Source organism: Streptomyces shaanxiensis (assembly GCF_039537145.1).
GTDB classification, from domain to species: domain Bacteria; phylum Actinomycetota; class Actinomycetes; order Streptomycetales; family Streptomycetaceae; genus Streptomyces; species Streptomyces shaanxiensis.
Genome location: NZ_BAAAZY010000011.1, coordinates 469692 through 485229, shown reverse-complemented (window position 1 = coordinate 485229; position 15538 = coordinate 469692). Strand labels below are relative to the sequence as shown.

Genomic DNA, 15538 nt, shown 5'->3' with positions numbered 1-15538 from the left:
GTGGTCGGTGCGAGGTGGGGAGGAGCGCTGGTGGGGCGGTCGGCGGGGTCTACCACCAGTCGGAGCACTGGACCCGTCCGTCCGAGATGAGCGAGCCGCAGACCCGGAACTGGTACTGGGGGTCGGTGCTGGTGCGCTTGAACGGCGTCGTCAGGCTCTGCCCGGCCGACCGGACGGTGAAGGGCCCGCACTGCAGCCACGGGGACACGGCGCCGGCGTTGTCCCAGCCGTTCGCCCGCCAGTCCATCCAGACGTTGTCGCCGGGCCGGGTCTGCCCGCTGATCTTGCCGAACGCGATCTGCTGGTCGACGAAGACGCCCTTCTCCAACGTGAAGCGGACGTTCCCGAGGCTGAAGCTGCGCGGCTTGTGGGTGTCGCCCTCGGCGTTGTCGGGGTGATCACGGAACCCGTTCCGCCCGCCCTCGCAGTCGGCGGCCGAGGCCTGTGCGGGTTGCGCGGGCTGAACGAGTACGACGCCGGTAGCGACCGCACACAGCGCGGCGGCTGTGGCGAGCGTGGAGCGGAGCAGGCGCATGGGTGCCGTCTCTTCCTGGTCGGGGAGGGGACGCCCCGGGTGCGGGCGGGGCGTGGAGACGGCTTGAAGCCTAGGGAGGGGGCGGTGTTGGCGGTCCTGACGAATGTCAGGGTGCGGGCGGGCACGGCACGGCACGGCGTGGGGGGACCGCCGCGTTCCGGCCTGTGGTTTGCGGTCCGTCTGGAGCCGTCGCCCTCGTCGATGGCCCACAGGCTCTCCACCGACACCGGGGTACTGGGTTCTTCTGCTCAGACGCTGGATCCGGGTTTCACGCCTCAGCCGACGGCAGTCGGCCACAGCGGCGGGTATGCCGGACGATCTGGCGCGCGCGTGCGTGTCGTGCTGCGCCCCACAGGCCTCATCCACGTTGGGGGCCGTCACCCAGAGCCAGCCACAGCACACCCGGGATGGTTCGCGACACGCGACCGTGGAGAAACTCGTGGGAAGTGGGTCCGAGATGTGAGGGGGGACATTGCCTAGTCCTAGGTCTGGGTTTTCGAGCATGGTGCGTACTGTTATTCACAGCCTCGACCTCTACGTAACCTTGATAGCGGCGGTGACATTCGGAATCCTAGGCTTGATGGGGAAAGCTTCGCAGGAGGTGATTACTTCCGGAATTCTGACAGTGCTTGCCCTCGTAGGATTTTCGCTTTTGAGGATGCGCATGCAGGGTGAAAGGATAAATAAATCCTTGACTGAAATCAGCGCCAGGCCGAGCGCTGATAGCTTCTTCTCTAAAGTTGACGATAGGGATGAAATCCGGGAGATGATCTCGTCGTCAAGGGAGGTGTGGCTTCATGGCTGGACCCTCGGGATACACCTGATTTCATACGCAGAGGAAATCAGGAGGGCTGTCGCCCGGGGGCTGCATGTCAAAATCCTCATAATTGAGCCGAACAGTCCAGCCATGAGCATCGCGGCAAGTGAGGCAGAGAACCACAGTGCCGGCGAACTTAGCTCTAATCTGGAGGCTAACCTTAGAAGACTCGTTGCGCCGATCGCTGGATCAGTAGCCGGAAGATTGGAGATCAGGACCCTCAGTCACGTTCCCCATAACACGGTGATTGCTTCCGATCCCTCAGCGGAAAACGGGAAGATCGTCATGCGAATCGCAACCTTCCGTGCCGATCATTGGCAGCGGCCAACCTTTACGGTCACCCGTCAGAACGACCCAGGATGGTACGAATTCTTCAAGGATCAGTTTGATAAGAAGTGGGGGTCGGCGGACCCCTATGCATCGCTGCCATAAGGCATGCTCGGCATTCCGCGGAACACTCTCACCGAGCACGTATCTGAGGGCGTGTACTACGGCACCGCGTTCGGCCCGACTCCGTCCGTAGCCACGAGGTGTCGGTCGCGGTCAGTCTGGGGGACGGGCGTGTCGACCATGCCCTCGGTATATCGTTGCCCGCCGGATTGCCCCGCAGCACACCCGCGAACACCCGTGGCTTCGCGAGTACGCCGCCACGCTGCGCCGGTTGAAGCGTGCCGACTCCGAGGCACGTCCCGTGTGAAACCAGCGAACCGGCGGTAGCCGTGCACGAGCCCGCGCCTCGCGGCGGAATCAGTGTGCCGCGAACTGAACTGCCGTCCGCTGCAAGGCGTCTGGCCGTATAGCGAGCCCACCCACCGTCAGCGTCTCCCCATAAATGTCCGTGAGCCTGATGTCGCCCCCGCAGCCGCTCCCCTGTTCGGAGAGGAAGTAGTTGTACTCGGTGCGCGGGAGTTGGCGCCAAGTGGTGCCGTCGCGGACCTCCAGGCGGGCCAGGGGATTGCGGTGGCCTACGGCCTGGATGCCGCACCAGTAGGGGCTGGAGCCTGTTTTGTAGCGGATCGCGATCTTGTCGGATGTGGTGGGGCTCAGGAGGGTCCAGGTGATGGGGATCTGGCCGGTCGAGGGGGTGGCGAGTTTGGCGAAGGCCTGGGCGCTCAGGTCGAGTTGGCCGGGGGCGCAGGGGGAGGGGCATTCGTTGGTGATGCGGACCGTTATGGAGGCGCCGGACGCCGCGCGGACCTCGACGTACGCCCCGCATGCCTTTGAGGTCTCGTAGTCCGTGGTGTTCATCGCCGCGGTCATGACGTCGTCGGTGGGGCCGTAGAGGCAGGCGCCGTCGCCGTTGCCGGTGTCGTAGAAGGTGGCTACTCCTTCGTGGGTGGTGTTCGGGCGGATTCGGCCTGCCAACGGGGCCTCCGCCGACGCCGGTTGGGGAGCGGGCCGGGTGGTTGAGGGGCGTGTCTTTGCGGCGGGCGTACGAGGTTGGGGGGTGCGGGTTGCCGTGGGGGTGGGCTTGGTGGACGGCTTTTGCTTCTGTGGTGGGGGTGAGGTTGGCGGCTTCGGCGTGGGCGACGACTTGGCTCCGGCCGCGGGCCTGGTCGAGGTGTGGCCTGCCGTGGGTTTCCCGTCGGGGCGTAGTGCCATGAGCAGGGCCGCGGTCAGTGCGACGGCCGCCACGACCGCGGCGGGGACTATGGCCGCGCGCCAGTTGGGGCGGGGCCTGCGGTGGGAAGGGGATGCCACGGTGAGTCCGTCCTTACGTGGTTCGGCAGCAGCAGAGCACGTGGGGGTGGTGGATGTGGGGCTCCCGTGCGGGAGTTTTCCATGGGTCAGTGGTCGCCGGGGGCGGAAAGGTTGCCGAGGGATGGGGGAGGAGAGGGAGGGGGCGGAAAATCTCTGGCGGCCTGCCTCGCGCGGCGTTACGCTCGCCCGCGATGACCACTCACTGTGTTGACAGATTGGGGGTCCCGTCCGCGCAAGGTGAGTGCTGATGGGCACTCGGATCGCGAACGGGGCAGCCGAAACCCGGCTCTTCCAACGTCCTTCGTCGTTTTCCTTCTGGCCGCGCGTGCGTGCCTTCGCCGTGCCGGCCTCCATGATCGAGACCGCTACCGCCCGTCGGGTGGCGGGAGACTGGGCGGGGGCCTGTGCCGCCGCCGGCTTCGATGTTGATCTGAATCTTCGGTCCGTGGCTCGTGACCACGGGCGGGACATCGCCGGGCGGGTGCGGGCCGATCTGCGGGCTCTCGCGCCTGACCTGCTGCGTTGGCACATGCCTCGGGTCGCTCCCGACGGGTTGCTGCGTCCCGGGCTGACTCTCACGGTGGCCACGTATGGCCGGTATGGCCAGTACGGCCATGAGGCGCGGGAGCGTCAGCGGCCGCTGCATCTCGTGGTGCGGACTCCGCCCGCTTGGGCCGATGCCGGTCAGCGGATCAGCCTTGCGTTGTGGGACGGGGGCCGGGGTGGTGGGAACGGTGCCTCTCGGCATCCGCATCCACGGCCCAATCGGCGGTTCCGGCTCGATCTGCACCGGCATCTGTGGGATGCCCGCCGGGCCGGTGAACTGCGGCTCCGGTGCGGGGGGTTTGACGGCGCCGACGGGTTCGACGGGTTCGACGGGTTCGACGGGTCCTACGGCGCCTACGGGAATCAGGTCGTCTTGGATCCCGACCTTCCCGAGCTTCTGCCGTACGGGCGCCGCTGTGCCGTTGACCGATGGGCGGACGAGGCGCGGGTGCTGCTGCGTGCCGAGGGGCGGTCCGGTGGGGCTGTGCTGGTGCGGTTGGGGGGACGGCATCGGCTGGTTCTGGAGCTGGGGGAGGGGGAGGACGGTCCCGGTGGATCGTTCTCGGTGCGGGTCGCCGCGTCCGCCAAGCGTTCCTCCTCCGTTCTTGCCGTCCTTCCCGACGCCGCCACCTGGGTGCTTCCCGACCTGGAGTTGCTCCGCGCGGGGCTCATCGACGCCGATGGGCTGCATCCGTTGGTCGCCTCCGCCCTCGTACCGGACTATTCGGCTTCGGAGCGGCCGTTGCCGGCTGCCGATCCGGCGGGGCAGCCGCGTCTCGTCGAGTGCCGGGGGGCTCGGCATCGGATCGGGCTCGTCGACGGCGTACTGGCTCCGTTGGACCATGATCCGGAAGAGGTCCGGCGGGAGGAACTGCTGGCCGCGCTGACCGGTACGCCGCTGCCGTGCCTGCAGGCCATCGACGAGGCGCACCGTCGGCCGGACTGTCTGCCCGACGTTCGCGAGCGCCTCGACCACGGCGACATCGCCGGGGCGCTGGCCGTCGTCGAGGGGCTGCTGGGGCCTGACGCGGTGTTGCGTGACGGGGCGTTGCGGGACGAGTTGGAGGCGGCCGCGCGGCGGCGGATCACGTACGGGCTGTTCAGGGCCGGGTTGGTCGGGCCGGGACCGGTGCGGGTTCGTTACGACGAGCGGGTCGGCCGGCCCCGGGAGTATCGGGCGCATCCGCGCAACGCGAATCTGCCTGAGGCGCGCCATGTGCCGGCCTCGGCCCACCGGCACCACAGGGCCTTCTTCTGACGGTGATCCGTCTCGCACTGATTCCGCTGTTTCCACTGATCCGGGGACTGCGTCCCCCCAAACCCACAGGTGATCCCACATGCCCATGAGCACCCAGAACCACCACCACTCCACCCTCACCCCCACCCCCTCCCCCTCCCAACTCGACATCGCCGCCGACCTGTTGACCCTCCTCACCGACACCACCACCGAACCCCGCCCGGACACCCAACTGGAGGCCCTCACCCTGGCCGTTGCCGCCGATCTGCCCGTTCTCCTCTGGGGTGAGCCGGGGATCGGCAAGACCGCTGCTCTCACCCAGCTCGCCGCCGCCCTGGATCTCCCTCTGACCACCGTGATCGCCAGCGTTCATGAGCCGTCCGACTTCTCGGGGCTGCCCGTGGTCGGGGACGACCCCGCGGAGCAGGGGGTTCCGATGGCCCCGCCGGACTGGGCCGTGCGGCTGGTGAAGGCCGGGCGAGGGCTGTTGTTCCTGGACGAGTTGTCCACCGCGCCGCCGGCCGTGCAGGCCGCGCTGCTGCGGCTGGTGCTGGAGCGGAGGGTCGGGGCGTTGCGGCTGCCGCCGGGTGTGCGGATCGTGGCCGCCGCCAACCCTCGGTCCTCGGCGGCCGACGGCTGGGAGCTGAGCGCGCCGCTCGCCAACCGGTTCGTGCATCTGCAGTGGGCCCACGACCACGAGGTCGTCGTACGAGGACTCGGCGGGACCTGGCCACGGGCCACCCTGCCGCGGCTCGATCCGGAGAAGCTGGCGCAGGCCGTGGACTTCGCACGGCGTGCGGTGTGCGGGCTGCTGGCCGGGCGGCCGGGGCTCGTGCACCGGCTGCCCAACAGTGAGACGCGCCGGGGTGGACCGTGGCCCTCTCCGCGGAGCTGGGAGATGACGCAGCGGCTGATCGCCTTCGCGACCGCCGCCGGTTCGTCGCGGGACGTGCTCTCCTTGCTGGTCAGGGGCACCGTGGGGGACGGGCCGGGGCTCGAGCTGCTGGCGAGCGTGGATCGCATGGATCTGCCGGATCCCGAGCTGCTGCTCGCCGATCCGGCGGGAGCCGTGCTGCCCGAGCGGGGGGACCTGCGGCAGGCCGCGCTCGACGGGGTGGTGGAGGCCGTGCGGGGGCGTATGGAGAAGACGCGTTGGGATGCGGCCTGGGCGCTTCTTGTGCGGGCGTTGGAGACCGGGGCTCCGGACCTCGTCGTCGTTCCCGCGTCCACCCTCGCCTCCCTGCGTCAGGAGGACTGGGACGTTCCGGCGTCGATCGAGCGGCTCGCCGGGGTCGTTTCGCTGTCCCGGAGGGCGGATCAGGTGGCGGGGCGGACGGCGGCTGCCGGCGCGAAGGCGGGGCGATGAGCGCGGGTGCACCCGAGGCTCCGGGGGGCTCACCCCACCCCCTCGACCGCGACAAACTCTTCGCCGCCCGCCTCCACGCCGCCCGAGTCCGCCCCTACCTCGCCACCGCCCTGTTCGCCCTGCACGTCGTCGAGTCCCGGCGCGTGCCGACGATGGCCGTCGACCGGTACTGGCGGTGCTACGTCTCGCCCGCGTTCGTGGACCGTATGCCGGTGGAGGAGCTGGCCGGGGTGTGGGTGCACGAGGTGTCGCATCTGCTGCGGGACCATCACGGGCGCAGTGACCGCGTGGCACGTGAGCGGGGGCTGACCGGGCCGGGGGAGCGGCTGCGGATGAACATCGCCGCGGACTGCGAGATCAACGACGACGTGTACGGGGAGGGCCTCGCCCGGCCCGAAGGCGCCGTCCGGCCGTCGACCCTGATGCTGCGCGACGGCGAGCTGATGGAGGACTACCTGCGGCAGTTCCGGCTGGGGCCGCGCACGCAGGATCTGGCCTGGCTGGACTGCGGCAGCGGGGCCGACGGGCTGGAGCGGGAGTGGGACATGGGCGGGGACGGCGCGCACGGTCTCAGCGCGCAGGAACGGGACGCCGTCCGGTTCCGGGTGGCGCAGGGCATCAAGGGGCGGCCGGGCAGCGCCTCGCGGGGGTGGCAGCGGTGGGCGGAGGAGGCCTTCCATCCGCCGCAGCCGTGGCGGGAGTTGCTCGGCGCCGCGGTCCGCTCGGCGGCCTCCGGTGCGGGGGCCGGCGAGGACTACACGTACGGCCGTCCCTCGCGCCGTTCAGCCTCGGTGCCGGGCGCCGTCCTGCCGAGTCTGCGGCGCAGGCCGCCCCGCGTGTGTGTCGTCATCGACACCTCCGGCTCGGTCAGCGACGCCGAACTGGGCAGTGCGCTGCTGGAGGTCGCCGCGATCTCCCGTGCCGTGGGCGGGCGGCGCGATCTGGTCAGCGTGGTGCCGTGCGACGCGGCGGCCGGGGGTGTGCACCGGCTCTGCCGTGCCGAGGGGATACCGCTGGTGGGGGGCGGGGGTACGGATCTGCGCGCGGGCTTCGCCAGGGCGCTGCGGATGCGGCCCAGGCCCGATGTCGTCGTCGCCCTGACGGATGGTCAGACGCCGTGGCCGAGTGAGCGACCGCCGTGCCGGACGGTCGTGGGGCTGTTCCCCCGGCAGGGGTCGACGGGCTCGTGGGACGAGGACGATCCCGAATACGTGCCGGACTCGCCGCCCGCGTGGGCCCGTGTGGTCGACATCGGGTAGGGCAGCACCCTCGCAGTCCCCTCGTAGTAGCCGCTCGGAGTCCCTTAGCAGCCCCCTCGTAGCCCTCTCGCAGCACCTCGTCGTACCTCTGGCTGACGTATCCACCACCCCGTACTGCGTTCTCAGTACAGCGGATTGTCGGCACCCGCACGACGACACGGCACCCCCGCTCCCGACAGCCTGGGATCACATTCGAGCCCAGATGTGGAGACCCCCTGCCGTGGCTACTTTCCTTTATCGCGTGGGCCGTCTGGCCTTCCGGCGGCGTTGGTACGTCGCCCTGGTCTGGGCGGCCGTGCTGGCCGCCGTCGGTCTGGGTGCCCTCAAGGCTCCGGGAGCCTCCGATGAGGAGTTCTCCATGCCGGGCATCGAGTCGCAGAAGGCGTTCGACCTGATGGAGGAGCGCTTCCCAGGGGCGACGGCCGACGGCGCCACCGCGCGGGTCGTGTTCGTCGCGCCGGGCGGTGAGAAGGTGACCGCCGCCGAGAACAAGAAGGCCGTCGAGGAGGCCGTGGCCGAGCTGGGCGACGGTTCGCAGGTCGGGTCCGTCGTCGACCCGTTCCAGGCGAAGGCGGTCAGCAAGGACGGTACGACGGCGTACGCGACCGTCACCTACAAGGTGAAGGCGAGCGGACTCTCCGACGCCGACAGGACCCACCTGGAGAAGACGATCGACGACGCCCGGGACACCGGGCTCACCGTCGAGGCCGGCGGGACCGCGATGGACGACGGCGGCGGCCCGGGCGGCGCGGCCGAGGTGATCGGCGTCGCGATCGCCGCCGTCGTCCTCCTCGTCACCTTCGGTTCCCTCGCCGCCGCCGGGCTGCCGTTGCTGACCGCGATAGTCGGCGTCGGCGTCAGCATGGCCACGATCCTCGCGCTGGCCGACGCCCTCGGCCTGTCCACCACGACCGGCACCCTCGCGATGATGCTGGGCCTCGCCGTCGGCATCGACTACGCCCTGTTCGTCGTCTCGCGGTATCGCGAGGAGCGCGCCAAGGGCCGTACGCCGCAGGAGGCGGCCGGGATGGCCGTCGGTACCGCCGGGTCGGCCGTGGTCTTCGCCGGGCTCACCGTCGTCATCGCGCTCGCCGGGCTCTCGGTCGTCGGTATTCCGATGCTCACCAAGATGGGGCTGGCCGCGGCGGGCGCCGTCGTCGTAGCCGTGTTCATCGCGCTGACGCTGGTCCCGGCCTTCCTCGGGTTCTGGCCGAACGCCGTGCTGCCGCGCAAGGCCCGCAAGAGCGGCCGTATCGAGGAGAGCGGCGACACCAACGGCGGGACTCGGTGGGCGCGGTTCGTGCTGCGCCGGCCGCTGCCCGTGCTGCTCCTCGGGGTCGTCGGCCTGGGGGCGCTCGCCGTGCCGATGACCCAGCTGCAGCTGGGCATGCCGGGCGACGAGGCCAAGTCGACCTCCAGCACCGAGCGGCGGGCCTACGACGCGCTCGCCGACGCCTTCGGTCCGGGCTTCAACGGGCCCCTGACCGTCGTCGTGGACGTCAAGGGGGACGCGGATCCGAAGGGTGCCGTGGCGACGGTCTCCGAGGAGATCGGGGGCACGAAGGGGATCGTGTCCGTGTCCCCCGCGCGCTTCAACGACGCCGGTGACACCGCCGTCTTCTCCGTCGTGCCGTCCACCGCGCCGACCGACGAGAAGACCAAGGAGCTGGTGACCACCATCCGGGGCGAGCGTCCGGGGGTGGAGGCCGAGACCGGGGCGACCTTCGAGGTCACCGGCACCACCGCGATGAACATCGACATCGCCGACAAGGTGCAGTCCGCGCTGGTCCCGTATCTGATCGTGGTGGTCGGGCTGGCGATCGTCCTTCTGCTCGTCGTCTTCCGGTCGCTGCTCGTCCCGCTGAAGGCCGCCCTCGGCTTCCTGCTGTCGGTGCTGGCCTCCCTCGGCGCGGTCGTCGTGGTCTTCCAGCAGGGGCACGGCGCGGAGCTGCTGGGCGTCGAGCAGACCGGGCCGATCATGAGCCTGATGCCGATCTTCCTGGTGGGCATCGTCTTCGGGCTCGCCATGGACTACGAGGTCTTCCTCGTCTCGCGGATGCGGGAGGCGTACGTCCACGGGGAGTCGGCCGGACAGGCCGTCACGTCCGGCTTCCGGCACAGCGCCCGCGTCGTCGTGGCCGCCGCCCTGATCATGATCGCGGTCTTCGCCGGGTTCATCGGGGAGAGCGACTCCATGATCAAGATGATCGGGTTCGGGCTCGCCACCGCCGTACTCCTGGACGCCTTCGTCGTACGGATGGCGATCGTGCCCGCCGTGCTCGCCCTGCTCGGCGACAAGGCCTGGTGGCTGCCGAAATGGCTGGACCGGATCCTGCCCCGCGTCGACGTGGAGGGCGAGGCGCTCAGCCGCCGGCCGGAGGTGGAGGCCGAGGCGGAGGCGGAGCCGGCCGGGGCGAAGGAGAGGGAAGAGGCGCGCATCTGATCCATCGGCGCCCACCAGGGCCACCCCCACCAGGGCCCCCACCAGGGCCCCCACCAGGGCCCCCCACCAGGGCCCCCACCAGGGCCCCCCACCAGACCAGGGGCCGCCCGTGACCCAGGACCAGGGCACGGGCGGCCCCGTCGCCGTCCCTGACCGGAATCGTCCACCATGGCCTCAGCACCTCGACCGGAGAGCAGGATGACCACCAACCAGGAGCGCCGCTACGCGGACCGCCTCGAGGGGTTCGCGGGCCGCCACCCCTATGTCCTCGACCTGGTGGTGGTCGCGGCGCTGATGGGCTGCGCGACCCTCGGCGGCCTGCTCACCCTGCCCGGTGCCGAGCCGCCGGACCAGGACACGGCCAGCGTCGTCCTCCTGGGCGTGTCCTGCCTCGCCCTGCTGAAGCACCGCACCCATCCACGCATCGCCCTCGTCGTGACCGCGGTCTGCACGGTCGTCGTCGTGGCGATGGGATACCTGGTCACCCCGCTGCTGCTGGCGCCGATCATGGCGGCGCTGTTCTGGCTGGCCAGCCACACCGACCGCAGGACCACCCGCGCCTACGGCATCCCCACCGTCGTGGCGCTGATGCTCGCGGCCGCGTTCTCCGACTCCATGGACCACCTCTCGCTGCTGCTGAGGACGATCGGCCCGTTCTTCTGGCTGATGCTGCCCGTGGCCGCCGGGAAGATGACCCAGCTGCGCCGCGCCTATCTGCAGTCGGTGCAGGCCCGCGCCGAGCACGCCGAGCGCACCCGGGAGGAGGAGGCGCGGCTGCGGGTCACCGAGGAGCGCATGCGTATCGCCCGTGAGCTGCACGACGTCGTCGCCCACCACCTGGCCCTGGCCAACGCCCAGGCCGGCACGGCCGCGCATCTGGCGCTCAGCAGCCCGGAGCAGACGCGGAAGATCCTCACCGACCTGACCGGCACCACGTCCTCCGCGCTGCGCGAGCTGAAGGCCACGCTGGGGCTGCTGCGGCAGAACGACGACCCGGACGCCGCGCCGCTGGAGCCGTCACCCGGGCTGGCCCGGCTGCCCGAGCTGGTCTCGGCGTGCGCCTCGGCGGGCGTCACCGTCACGGTCACCACGGAGGGAGAGCCGCGGCCGCTGTCTCCAGGCGTGGACCTGACCGCGTTCCGCATCGTGCAGGAGGCACTCACCAACGTCACCAAGCACGCCACCGCCGAGGCCGCCCACGTCCGGCTCGCCTACTCCGGCACCCGCCTGCTGATCACGGTCACGAACGACGGGCCCAGGGCCGCCCCCTGGGGAACCGGGGGTGGGCATCCCCAGGGTTTCGGCGTCATGGGCATGCGCGAGCGCGCCCACTCCATCGGCGGCGAACTCCACGCCGGGCCCCGCCCTGAGGGCGGCTTCGAGGTCGCCACCACGCTCCCGCTCCAGCCGCACGCGACCGAGGCGGACGCGGACGCCGCGCCATGAGCCGGGGCCGCGGCTGCCCGACGGAGGTGATGTCCTCAGAGACCGAACTCCTGGGGGGACAGGCCCAGGGTCGAGCACGCCTCGCGCAGTACCTGCTCCTCGGCCGGGGCGATGTAGCCGTCCGCGCCCGCGACGACGAAGCCGGTCTGGACGACCGCCCTGGCCTCCGTCGGCTTCTTCGCCGCCTTGGCGATCTCCTGGAGGGCCTCGGTCTTGCCCTGCTGGAAGTTGTACGACAGCTGGTCGACATGCTTGTTGAAGCGCTGACGCAGCTGCTCGGACGGGAAGTTCTGCAGGACGTCGTTGTTCAGGATCAGCGACTCCACGTGCTGGCGCTCGGCTGGGTCGACATGCCCGTCGGCGGCGGCGACCAGGGCGCACATGGCCATGCTGGCGTCACGGTAGGCACCGCTCTTCAGCTCCGTCTTGAGGGACGTGAGCTGGGACTTGAGCGCGCTCACCAGCTGCGCCTTCGAGCCCCCGGAGGATCCCGAACCCGGCCGGCCGTGCCCGCCCGCGCCGTGCCCGCCCGCGCCGGTCCTGCCCTGCGCCTGCTGCTGCAGACCCTTGGCCTGGTCCTTGATCCGATCCCACATCGCCATCCGTGCCACCTCGGCTTCAGCCCGTGTCGTTCCGGTCGCGGCGCGTGTTCCACGCGTCCCCCTGGCAACTCCCCCCGACCGCCCGAAGTTCCCGGGCGAGTTCGGGCCGCTGATCTGCGAGGAGTCCGTGGGCCCGGGCACAGGGGTACCGTAAAAGCGTCTTGAATGGCGCAACTCCGCAGGAACCCGGAGTGTGATGCCATGCCTCACCGTCGTACCGCCCCACCCGGTGGCACCGGAGATCTGCTCCAGACGCTCGGCGATCTGACCGGCCGGATACTGGACCGGATCAAGTTCCAGCAGGCCCGCGTCGAACTCGCCGCCGCGCTGCAGCGCCAGGTTCTCGCGGCCGAGCTGCCGGTCCTGCCCTGCCTGCACGCGGCGGGACGGTACGCGCCCGCGCGGGCCGGGCTGGACATCGGGGGCGACTGGTACGACGGGTTCCACATGCCCGACGGCTCGGTCGGGTTCGTGATCGGGGACGTGCAGGGGCACGACGTCGAGGCGGCCGCGCTCATGGGGCAGGTGCGCACCTGTCTGCGGGCCGTCGCGACCGCCACCACGGACCCGTCGGAGGTGCTCCGCCGCACCAACGACCTGCTGGTCTCCATGAACTCCGGCCTCTTCGTGACCTGCTCGTTCCTGCGCTTCGACCCGGTCACGAAGGAGCTCGCCGACGCCCGCGCCGGGCACGTCCCGGCCGTCTGGGCGGCGGACGACGGCCGCTGCGACATCGTGCTGAACGAAGGCGGACTGCCGTTGGGCATCCAGGCCGGCGAGAAGTATCCGTCGACCCGCCGGTCGCTGACCGACGTGGGCGTGTTCGTGCTGGTCACCGACGGGTTGGTGGAGGGCCCCAGCTACCCGATCGAGGAAGGGCTCGAGCGGGTGGCCGCGCTGGCGGGCGGCGGCGCCTGTCGCAGTGATCCGGACGAGCTGGCCAGGCGGATCATCCGGGTGGCGGACGCCACCGGCCACAGCGACGATGCGGCCGTCCTCGTCCTTCGCTACGGAGGGCTTCAGCGGGAGCAGTGGCAGGGCGAGGGGTGAGCGGGCATGCGCGGCTTCGATGACCTGGCTGGCGCCGGGGACGACGCGCAGGGCGCCGGTACGGCCCACCCCGCCCGGCACGACCCCCAGGGCAGGCGGAGATGACCGATGCGGCACGCGGTGCGCGCCGCCGGCAGTACGCCGCCGAAGGCCTGCGGGCGGCAGCCGTCGTGGCCGCCTACTACGTCAGCGGCAAGATCGGTCTGCAGCAGGAACTGGTACGCGGGCAGGTCACGCCGTTCTGGCCGCCCACCGGCATCGCCCTCGTCGTCCTGCTGCTGTGGGGCCTGCGGATGTGGCCGGCCGTCGCGCTCGGCGCGTTCCTGGTGAACGTGACGCTGGGCCCGTCGATCCTCCCCGTGCTCGCCATCACCGTCGGCAACACGCTCGCGCCGGTGTTCGCCTTTCTGCTGCTGCGGCGCGTGGGCTTCCGTATCGCTCTCGACCGGCTCCAGGACGCCCTGGCGCTGGTCTTCCTCGGGGCCCTGGTCGGGATGGTGGTCAGCGCGACGGTCGGCACGGGGGTGCTCGTGGCCGCCGACGCACTGGCGGCCGATGACTTCTGGCCGACCTGGTCGGTGTGGTGGACCGGCGACGCGATGGGTGTCCTGGTCGTCGCGCCGCTCCTGCTGGCCGCACGCGAGGCCCGGTGGCCACGGGGAGTGTCCGCGCTGCGCTGGGCCGAGGCGGTGGCGCTGCTCGGCGGCACGGCGGCGGTCTCGGTGCTGGCCACGCACAGCCGGCTCAACCTGCTCTTCCTCATCGTCCCCTTCCTGATCTGGGCGGCCTTCCGCTTCCAGCTCGCCGGTGCCGTCCCCTGCGTGCTGATCGCCTCCGTGATCACCATCGACGCGGGGGCGAGGGGGGCAGGCCCCTTCGCCGGGCACGATCTCCTCGCCCAGATGGTCATCCTCCAGGCCTTCAACGGCACCGTGTCCCTGACCGCCCTGCTGCTCTCGGCGATCATCACCGAGCGCAACCGCACCCTCGGGGAGATCGAGCGGGTCTGCGAGAGCCTCACGGAAGCCCTGTCCCAACTCGCGCCGGAGGAGACCCTCGACCGGTGGTCACCGTCCCGGCCGGGCGAACGCGACCACCGAAGGGAACGGCACCGGCGGTGAACGCCGGCGGCGGCGACGTCCGGCGGAGCCCACCCGCTCTCTCAGGGAGGGAATCCGACCCTCAGGAGCCGACATCCTCCCGTCATGAGCGGAACCCGATGACCCCGAAGCCCGGCTGTTCCTCCGCACGCCTCATCCAGCCGAGGCACTGCATGACGGCGTCCACGATCTCGGGCTCCAGCGGCGGCGCCTCGCCCGACTCGTCGACCGCCCGCTTGGTGGCCTCGAACTGCTCCAGCGCCCGTGCGATGTCCTCGGGCGTCCAGGTGCCGCAGCCCGGGGTGTAGGTGTACGGCAGCGGAGCGGGCAGACCGCCGTAGTCGAAGTCCTCGACGGACACGGCGGTGATGCCGAGCGCCTTCAGGCCCTGGTCGACCTGTGACAGCCAGTCGCCCCGGTGCGGTGTGAAGCAACTGTTGTCCAGGAACGTGCCGGTGAGCGAGCACAGCCGCTTGTAGGCGTAGCCGTACTGGAAGGCGTGGTCCTCGCTCTCGCTGAAGGGCCCGCCGTGGACGACCGCGCGCAGCGCCTCGTACGCCGTCGGGGCGCCCTGCTCGATCTCGTGGCGGAAGTAGTCGTCGTCGCGGGTCAGGTCGTCCCCGAAGCTGTCGCGTATGACCCCCAGCAACTGGTCGTCCCGGGATCCGACCAGGGCACGGGTGGCGGCGACGTCGAGCAGGTGGACGCTCAGCGAAGAACTCATGCCACGAACCTAGGGCAGGCCACTGACAACGTCAGTGCGCGACCTCGAAGGTGGCGGCGCGGGGCACGAACTCCGTGTCGCCGTCCTCGGCCGTCGCCAGCGCCGAGACGTACCAGGGGCCCTGGGCCAGTTCGGCCGCCTCCGTCTTCGTCACCTTCAGCGTGTAGGTGCAGCGGGCCTTCGCGGCCGAGGTGGTCTCGCACTTGCTGCTGTCCGCGTGCCGCAGCTCCTCCTCGGTCGGGTTCAGCTTCGAACTCGCGGGCCACGCGACGACCTTGAGGTCCCGGACGCCGGAGTCGTCGCGCACGTCAGCGGTGAAGGTGAGCGAGCCGGCCTTGCCGTCGGACGGGGCGACGTACCGGGCCGAGCCGTTCACCACGGTCGGCGCGGTGGCGGCGGAGGCGATGGCGAAGCCACCGGCGACCACACCGCCGAAGGCGAGGACACCGACGAGAGACGACATGAGGGCGCGCTTGGACATGGGAGATCCCCCTGAATTGGCTGGTTGGAAGCGCCGGAAGAGCGTTGGAAAAGCGTCCCGAGAACCGGTGATCGACCGCGTTCTCGATGTGATTCGAGACTAGGGCGCGGGGCATGGCGCAGTCCTCGGGCTGCCGGACGATCCCCTCCTCGAACCAGGGTTGGAGGAGGGGGAATGACCTCCCCCTCCCGCCCGATCCGCGCCCCTCACCAGCGGCCATAGCCTGGATCC

Annotated in this window: 13 protein-coding genes and 1 pseudogene; 9 read left to right on the top strand and 5 right to left on the bottom strand. The window is 70.7% G+C overall.

The window, feature by feature from the left end; genetic code table 11:
- Positions 1 to 49 precede the first annotated feature (49 nt).
- Positions 50 to 535 carry a hypothetical protein gene (locus ABD932_RS21925; RefSeq protein WP_345015224.1) on the bottom strand — a complete coding sequence of 162 codons (486 nt, stop codon included), beginning with the start codon at positions 533 to 535 and terminating at the stop codon, positions 50 to 52.
- Between the two features lie 502 nt (positions 536 to 1037).
- Here ABD932_RS21925 and ABD932_RS21920 point away from each other — a divergent pair.
- The gene (locus ABD932_RS21920) at positions 1038 to 1784 is read left to right on the top strand and encodes a hypothetical protein (RefSeq protein WP_345015222.1); all 747 of its coding nucleotides are present in this window, start codon (positions 1038 to 1040) and stop codon (positions 1782 to 1784) included.
- A 33-nt stretch (positions 1785 to 1817) separates the two neighbouring features.
- Positions 1818 to 2049, top strand: a pseudogene (locus ABD932_RS21915) (transcriptional regulator); the annotation flags it as partial.
- 50 nt (positions 2050 to 2099) lie between these two features.
- Here the strand turns inward: ABD932_RS21915 and ABD932_RS44025 are convergent.
- Positions 2100 to 2717 (bottom strand): expansin EXLX1 family cellulose-binding protein, encoded by a 618-nt coding sequence (locus ABD932_RS44025; protein WP_425587496.1) that lies wholly within the window; start codon positions 2715 to 2717, stop codon positions 2100 to 2102.
- Positions 2718 to 3300: 583 nt separating this feature from the next.
- On the opposite strand from ABD932_RS44025, the gene ABD932_RS21905 reads away from it, so the two are divergent.
- The 5 genes from ABD932_RS21905 to ABD932_RS21885 all read left to right on the top strand — a co-directional run bounded on the left by ABD932_RS21905 (position 3301) and on the right by ABD932_RS21885 (position 11350).
- Positions 3301 to 4857 (top strand): hypothetical protein, encoded by a 1557-nt coding sequence (locus tag ABD932_RS21905; RefSeq protein ID WP_345015220.1) that lies wholly within the window; start codon positions 3301 to 3303, stop codon positions 4855 to 4857.
- Positions 4858 to 4936: 79 nt separating this feature from the next.
- Positions 4937 to 6202, top strand: coding sequence for an AAA family ATPase (locus tag ABD932_RS21900; RefSeq protein WP_425587495.1), 1266 nt, complete (start codon positions 4937 to 4939; stop codon positions 6200 to 6202).
- Entirely contained in the window at positions 6199 to 7461 is a 1263-nt protein-coding gene (locus tag ABD932_RS21895) for a vWA domain-containing protein (RefSeq protein WP_345015219.1), read from the top strand. The genes ABD932_RS21900 and ABD932_RS21895 overlap by 4 nt, the downstream gene beginning before the upstream one ends.
- Before the next feature lie 220 nt (positions 7462 to 7681).
- Entirely contained in the window at positions 7682 to 9904 is a 2223-nt protein-coding gene (locus tag ABD932_RS21890; RefSeq protein WP_345015218.1) for an MMPL family transporter, read from the top strand.
- Between the two features lie 198 nt (positions 9905 to 10102).
- Positions 10103 to 11350, top strand: coding sequence for a sensor histidine kinase (locus tag ABD932_RS21885; RefSeq protein WP_345015217.1), 1248 nt, complete (start codon positions 10103 to 10105; stop codon positions 11348 to 11350).
- A gap of 35 nt (positions 11351 to 11385) precedes the next feature.
- Here ABD932_RS21885 and ABD932_RS21880 read toward each other — a convergent pair whose 3' ends face one another.
- Positions 11386 to 11952, bottom strand: a complete 567-nt coding sequence (locus ABD932_RS21880) for a tellurite resistance TerB family protein (RefSeq protein WP_345015216.1) — start codon at positions 11950 to 11952, stop codon at positions 11386 to 11388.
- 201 nt (positions 11953 to 12153) lie between these two features.
- On the opposite strand from ABD932_RS21880, the gene ABD932_RS21875 reads away from it, so the two are divergent.
- Positions 12154 to 13002 carry a PP2C family protein-serine/threonine phosphatase gene (locus ABD932_RS21875; RefSeq protein ID WP_345015215.1) on the top strand — a complete coding sequence of 283 codons (849 nt, stop codon included), beginning with the start codon at positions 12154 to 12156 and terminating at the stop codon, positions 13000 to 13002.
- A 101-nt stretch (positions 13003 to 13103) separates the two neighbouring features.
- Positions 13104 to 14123, top strand: a complete 1020-nt coding sequence (locus ABD932_RS21870) for an MASE1 domain-containing protein (RefSeq protein WP_345015213.1) — start codon at positions 13104 to 13106, stop codon at positions 14121 to 14123.
- A gap of 82 nt (positions 14124 to 14205) precedes the next feature.
- Here the strand turns inward: ABD932_RS21870 and ABD932_RS21865 are convergent, their stop codons facing one another.
- Together ABD932_RS21865 and ABD932_RS21860 are read right to left on the bottom strand one after the other, a co-directional pair.
- Positions 14206 to 14826 (bottom strand): DUF7691 family protein, encoded by a 621-nt coding sequence (locus ABD932_RS21865; RefSeq protein ID WP_345015212.1) that lies wholly within the window; start codon positions 14824 to 14826, stop codon positions 14206 to 14208.
- A gap of 31 nt (positions 14827 to 14857) precedes the next feature.
- Positions 14858 to 15307: a DUF5707 domain-containing protein gene (locus ABD932_RS21860; RefSeq protein ID WP_345015211.1), complete on the bottom strand. Its 450-nt coding sequence runs from the start codon at positions 15305 to 15307 to the stop codon at positions 14858 to 14860.
- Between the last annotated feature and the right edge of the window lie 231 nt (positions 15308 to 15538).

Bases quoted from the DNA above. Each gene is read 5' to 3' on its own strand.
- ABD932_RS21925 (WP_345015224.1), bottom strand. From the start codon at position 535: ATGCGCCTGCTCCGCTCCACGCTCGCCACAGCCGCCGCGCTGTGTGCG.
- ABD932_RS21920 (WP_345015222.1), top strand. From the start codon at position 1,038: ATGGTGCGTACTGTTATTCACAGCCTCGACCTCTACGTAACCTTGATA.
- ABD932_RS21905 (WP_345015220.1), top strand. From the start codon at position 3,301: ATGGGCACTCGGATCGCGAACGGGGCAGCCGAAACCCGGCTCTTCCAA.
- ABD932_RS21900 (WP_425587495.1), top strand. From the start codon at position 4,937: ATGCCCATGAGCACCCAGAACCACCACCACTCCACCCTCACCCCCACC.
- ABD932_RS21895 (WP_345015219.1), top strand. From the start codon at position 6,199: ATGAGCGCGGGTGCACCCGAGGCTCCGGGGGGCTCACCCCACCCCCTC.
- ABD932_RS21885 (WP_345015217.1), top strand. From the start codon at position 10,103: ATGACCACCAACCAGGAGCGCCGCTACGCGGACCGCCTCGAGGGGTTC.
- ABD932_RS21880 (WP_345015216.1), bottom strand. From the start codon at position 11,952: ATGGCGATGTGGGATCGGATCAAGGACCAGGCCAAGGGTCTGCAGCAG.
- ABD932_RS21875 (WP_345015215.1), top strand. From the start codon at position 12,154: ATGCCTCACCGTCGTACCGCCCCACCCGGTGGCACCGGAGATCTGCTC.
- ABD932_RS21870 (WP_345015213.1), top strand. From the start codon at position 13,104: ATGACCGATGCGGCACGCGGTGCGCGCCGCCGGCAGTACGCCGCCGAA.
- ABD932_RS21865 (WP_345015212.1), bottom strand. From the start codon at position 14,826: ATGAGTTCTTCGCTGAGCGTCCACCTGCTCGACGTCGCCGCCACCCGT.
- ABD932_RS21860 (WP_345015211.1), bottom strand. From the start codon at position 15,307: ATGTCCAAGCGCGCCCTCATGTCGTCTCTCGTCGGTGTCCTCGCCTTC.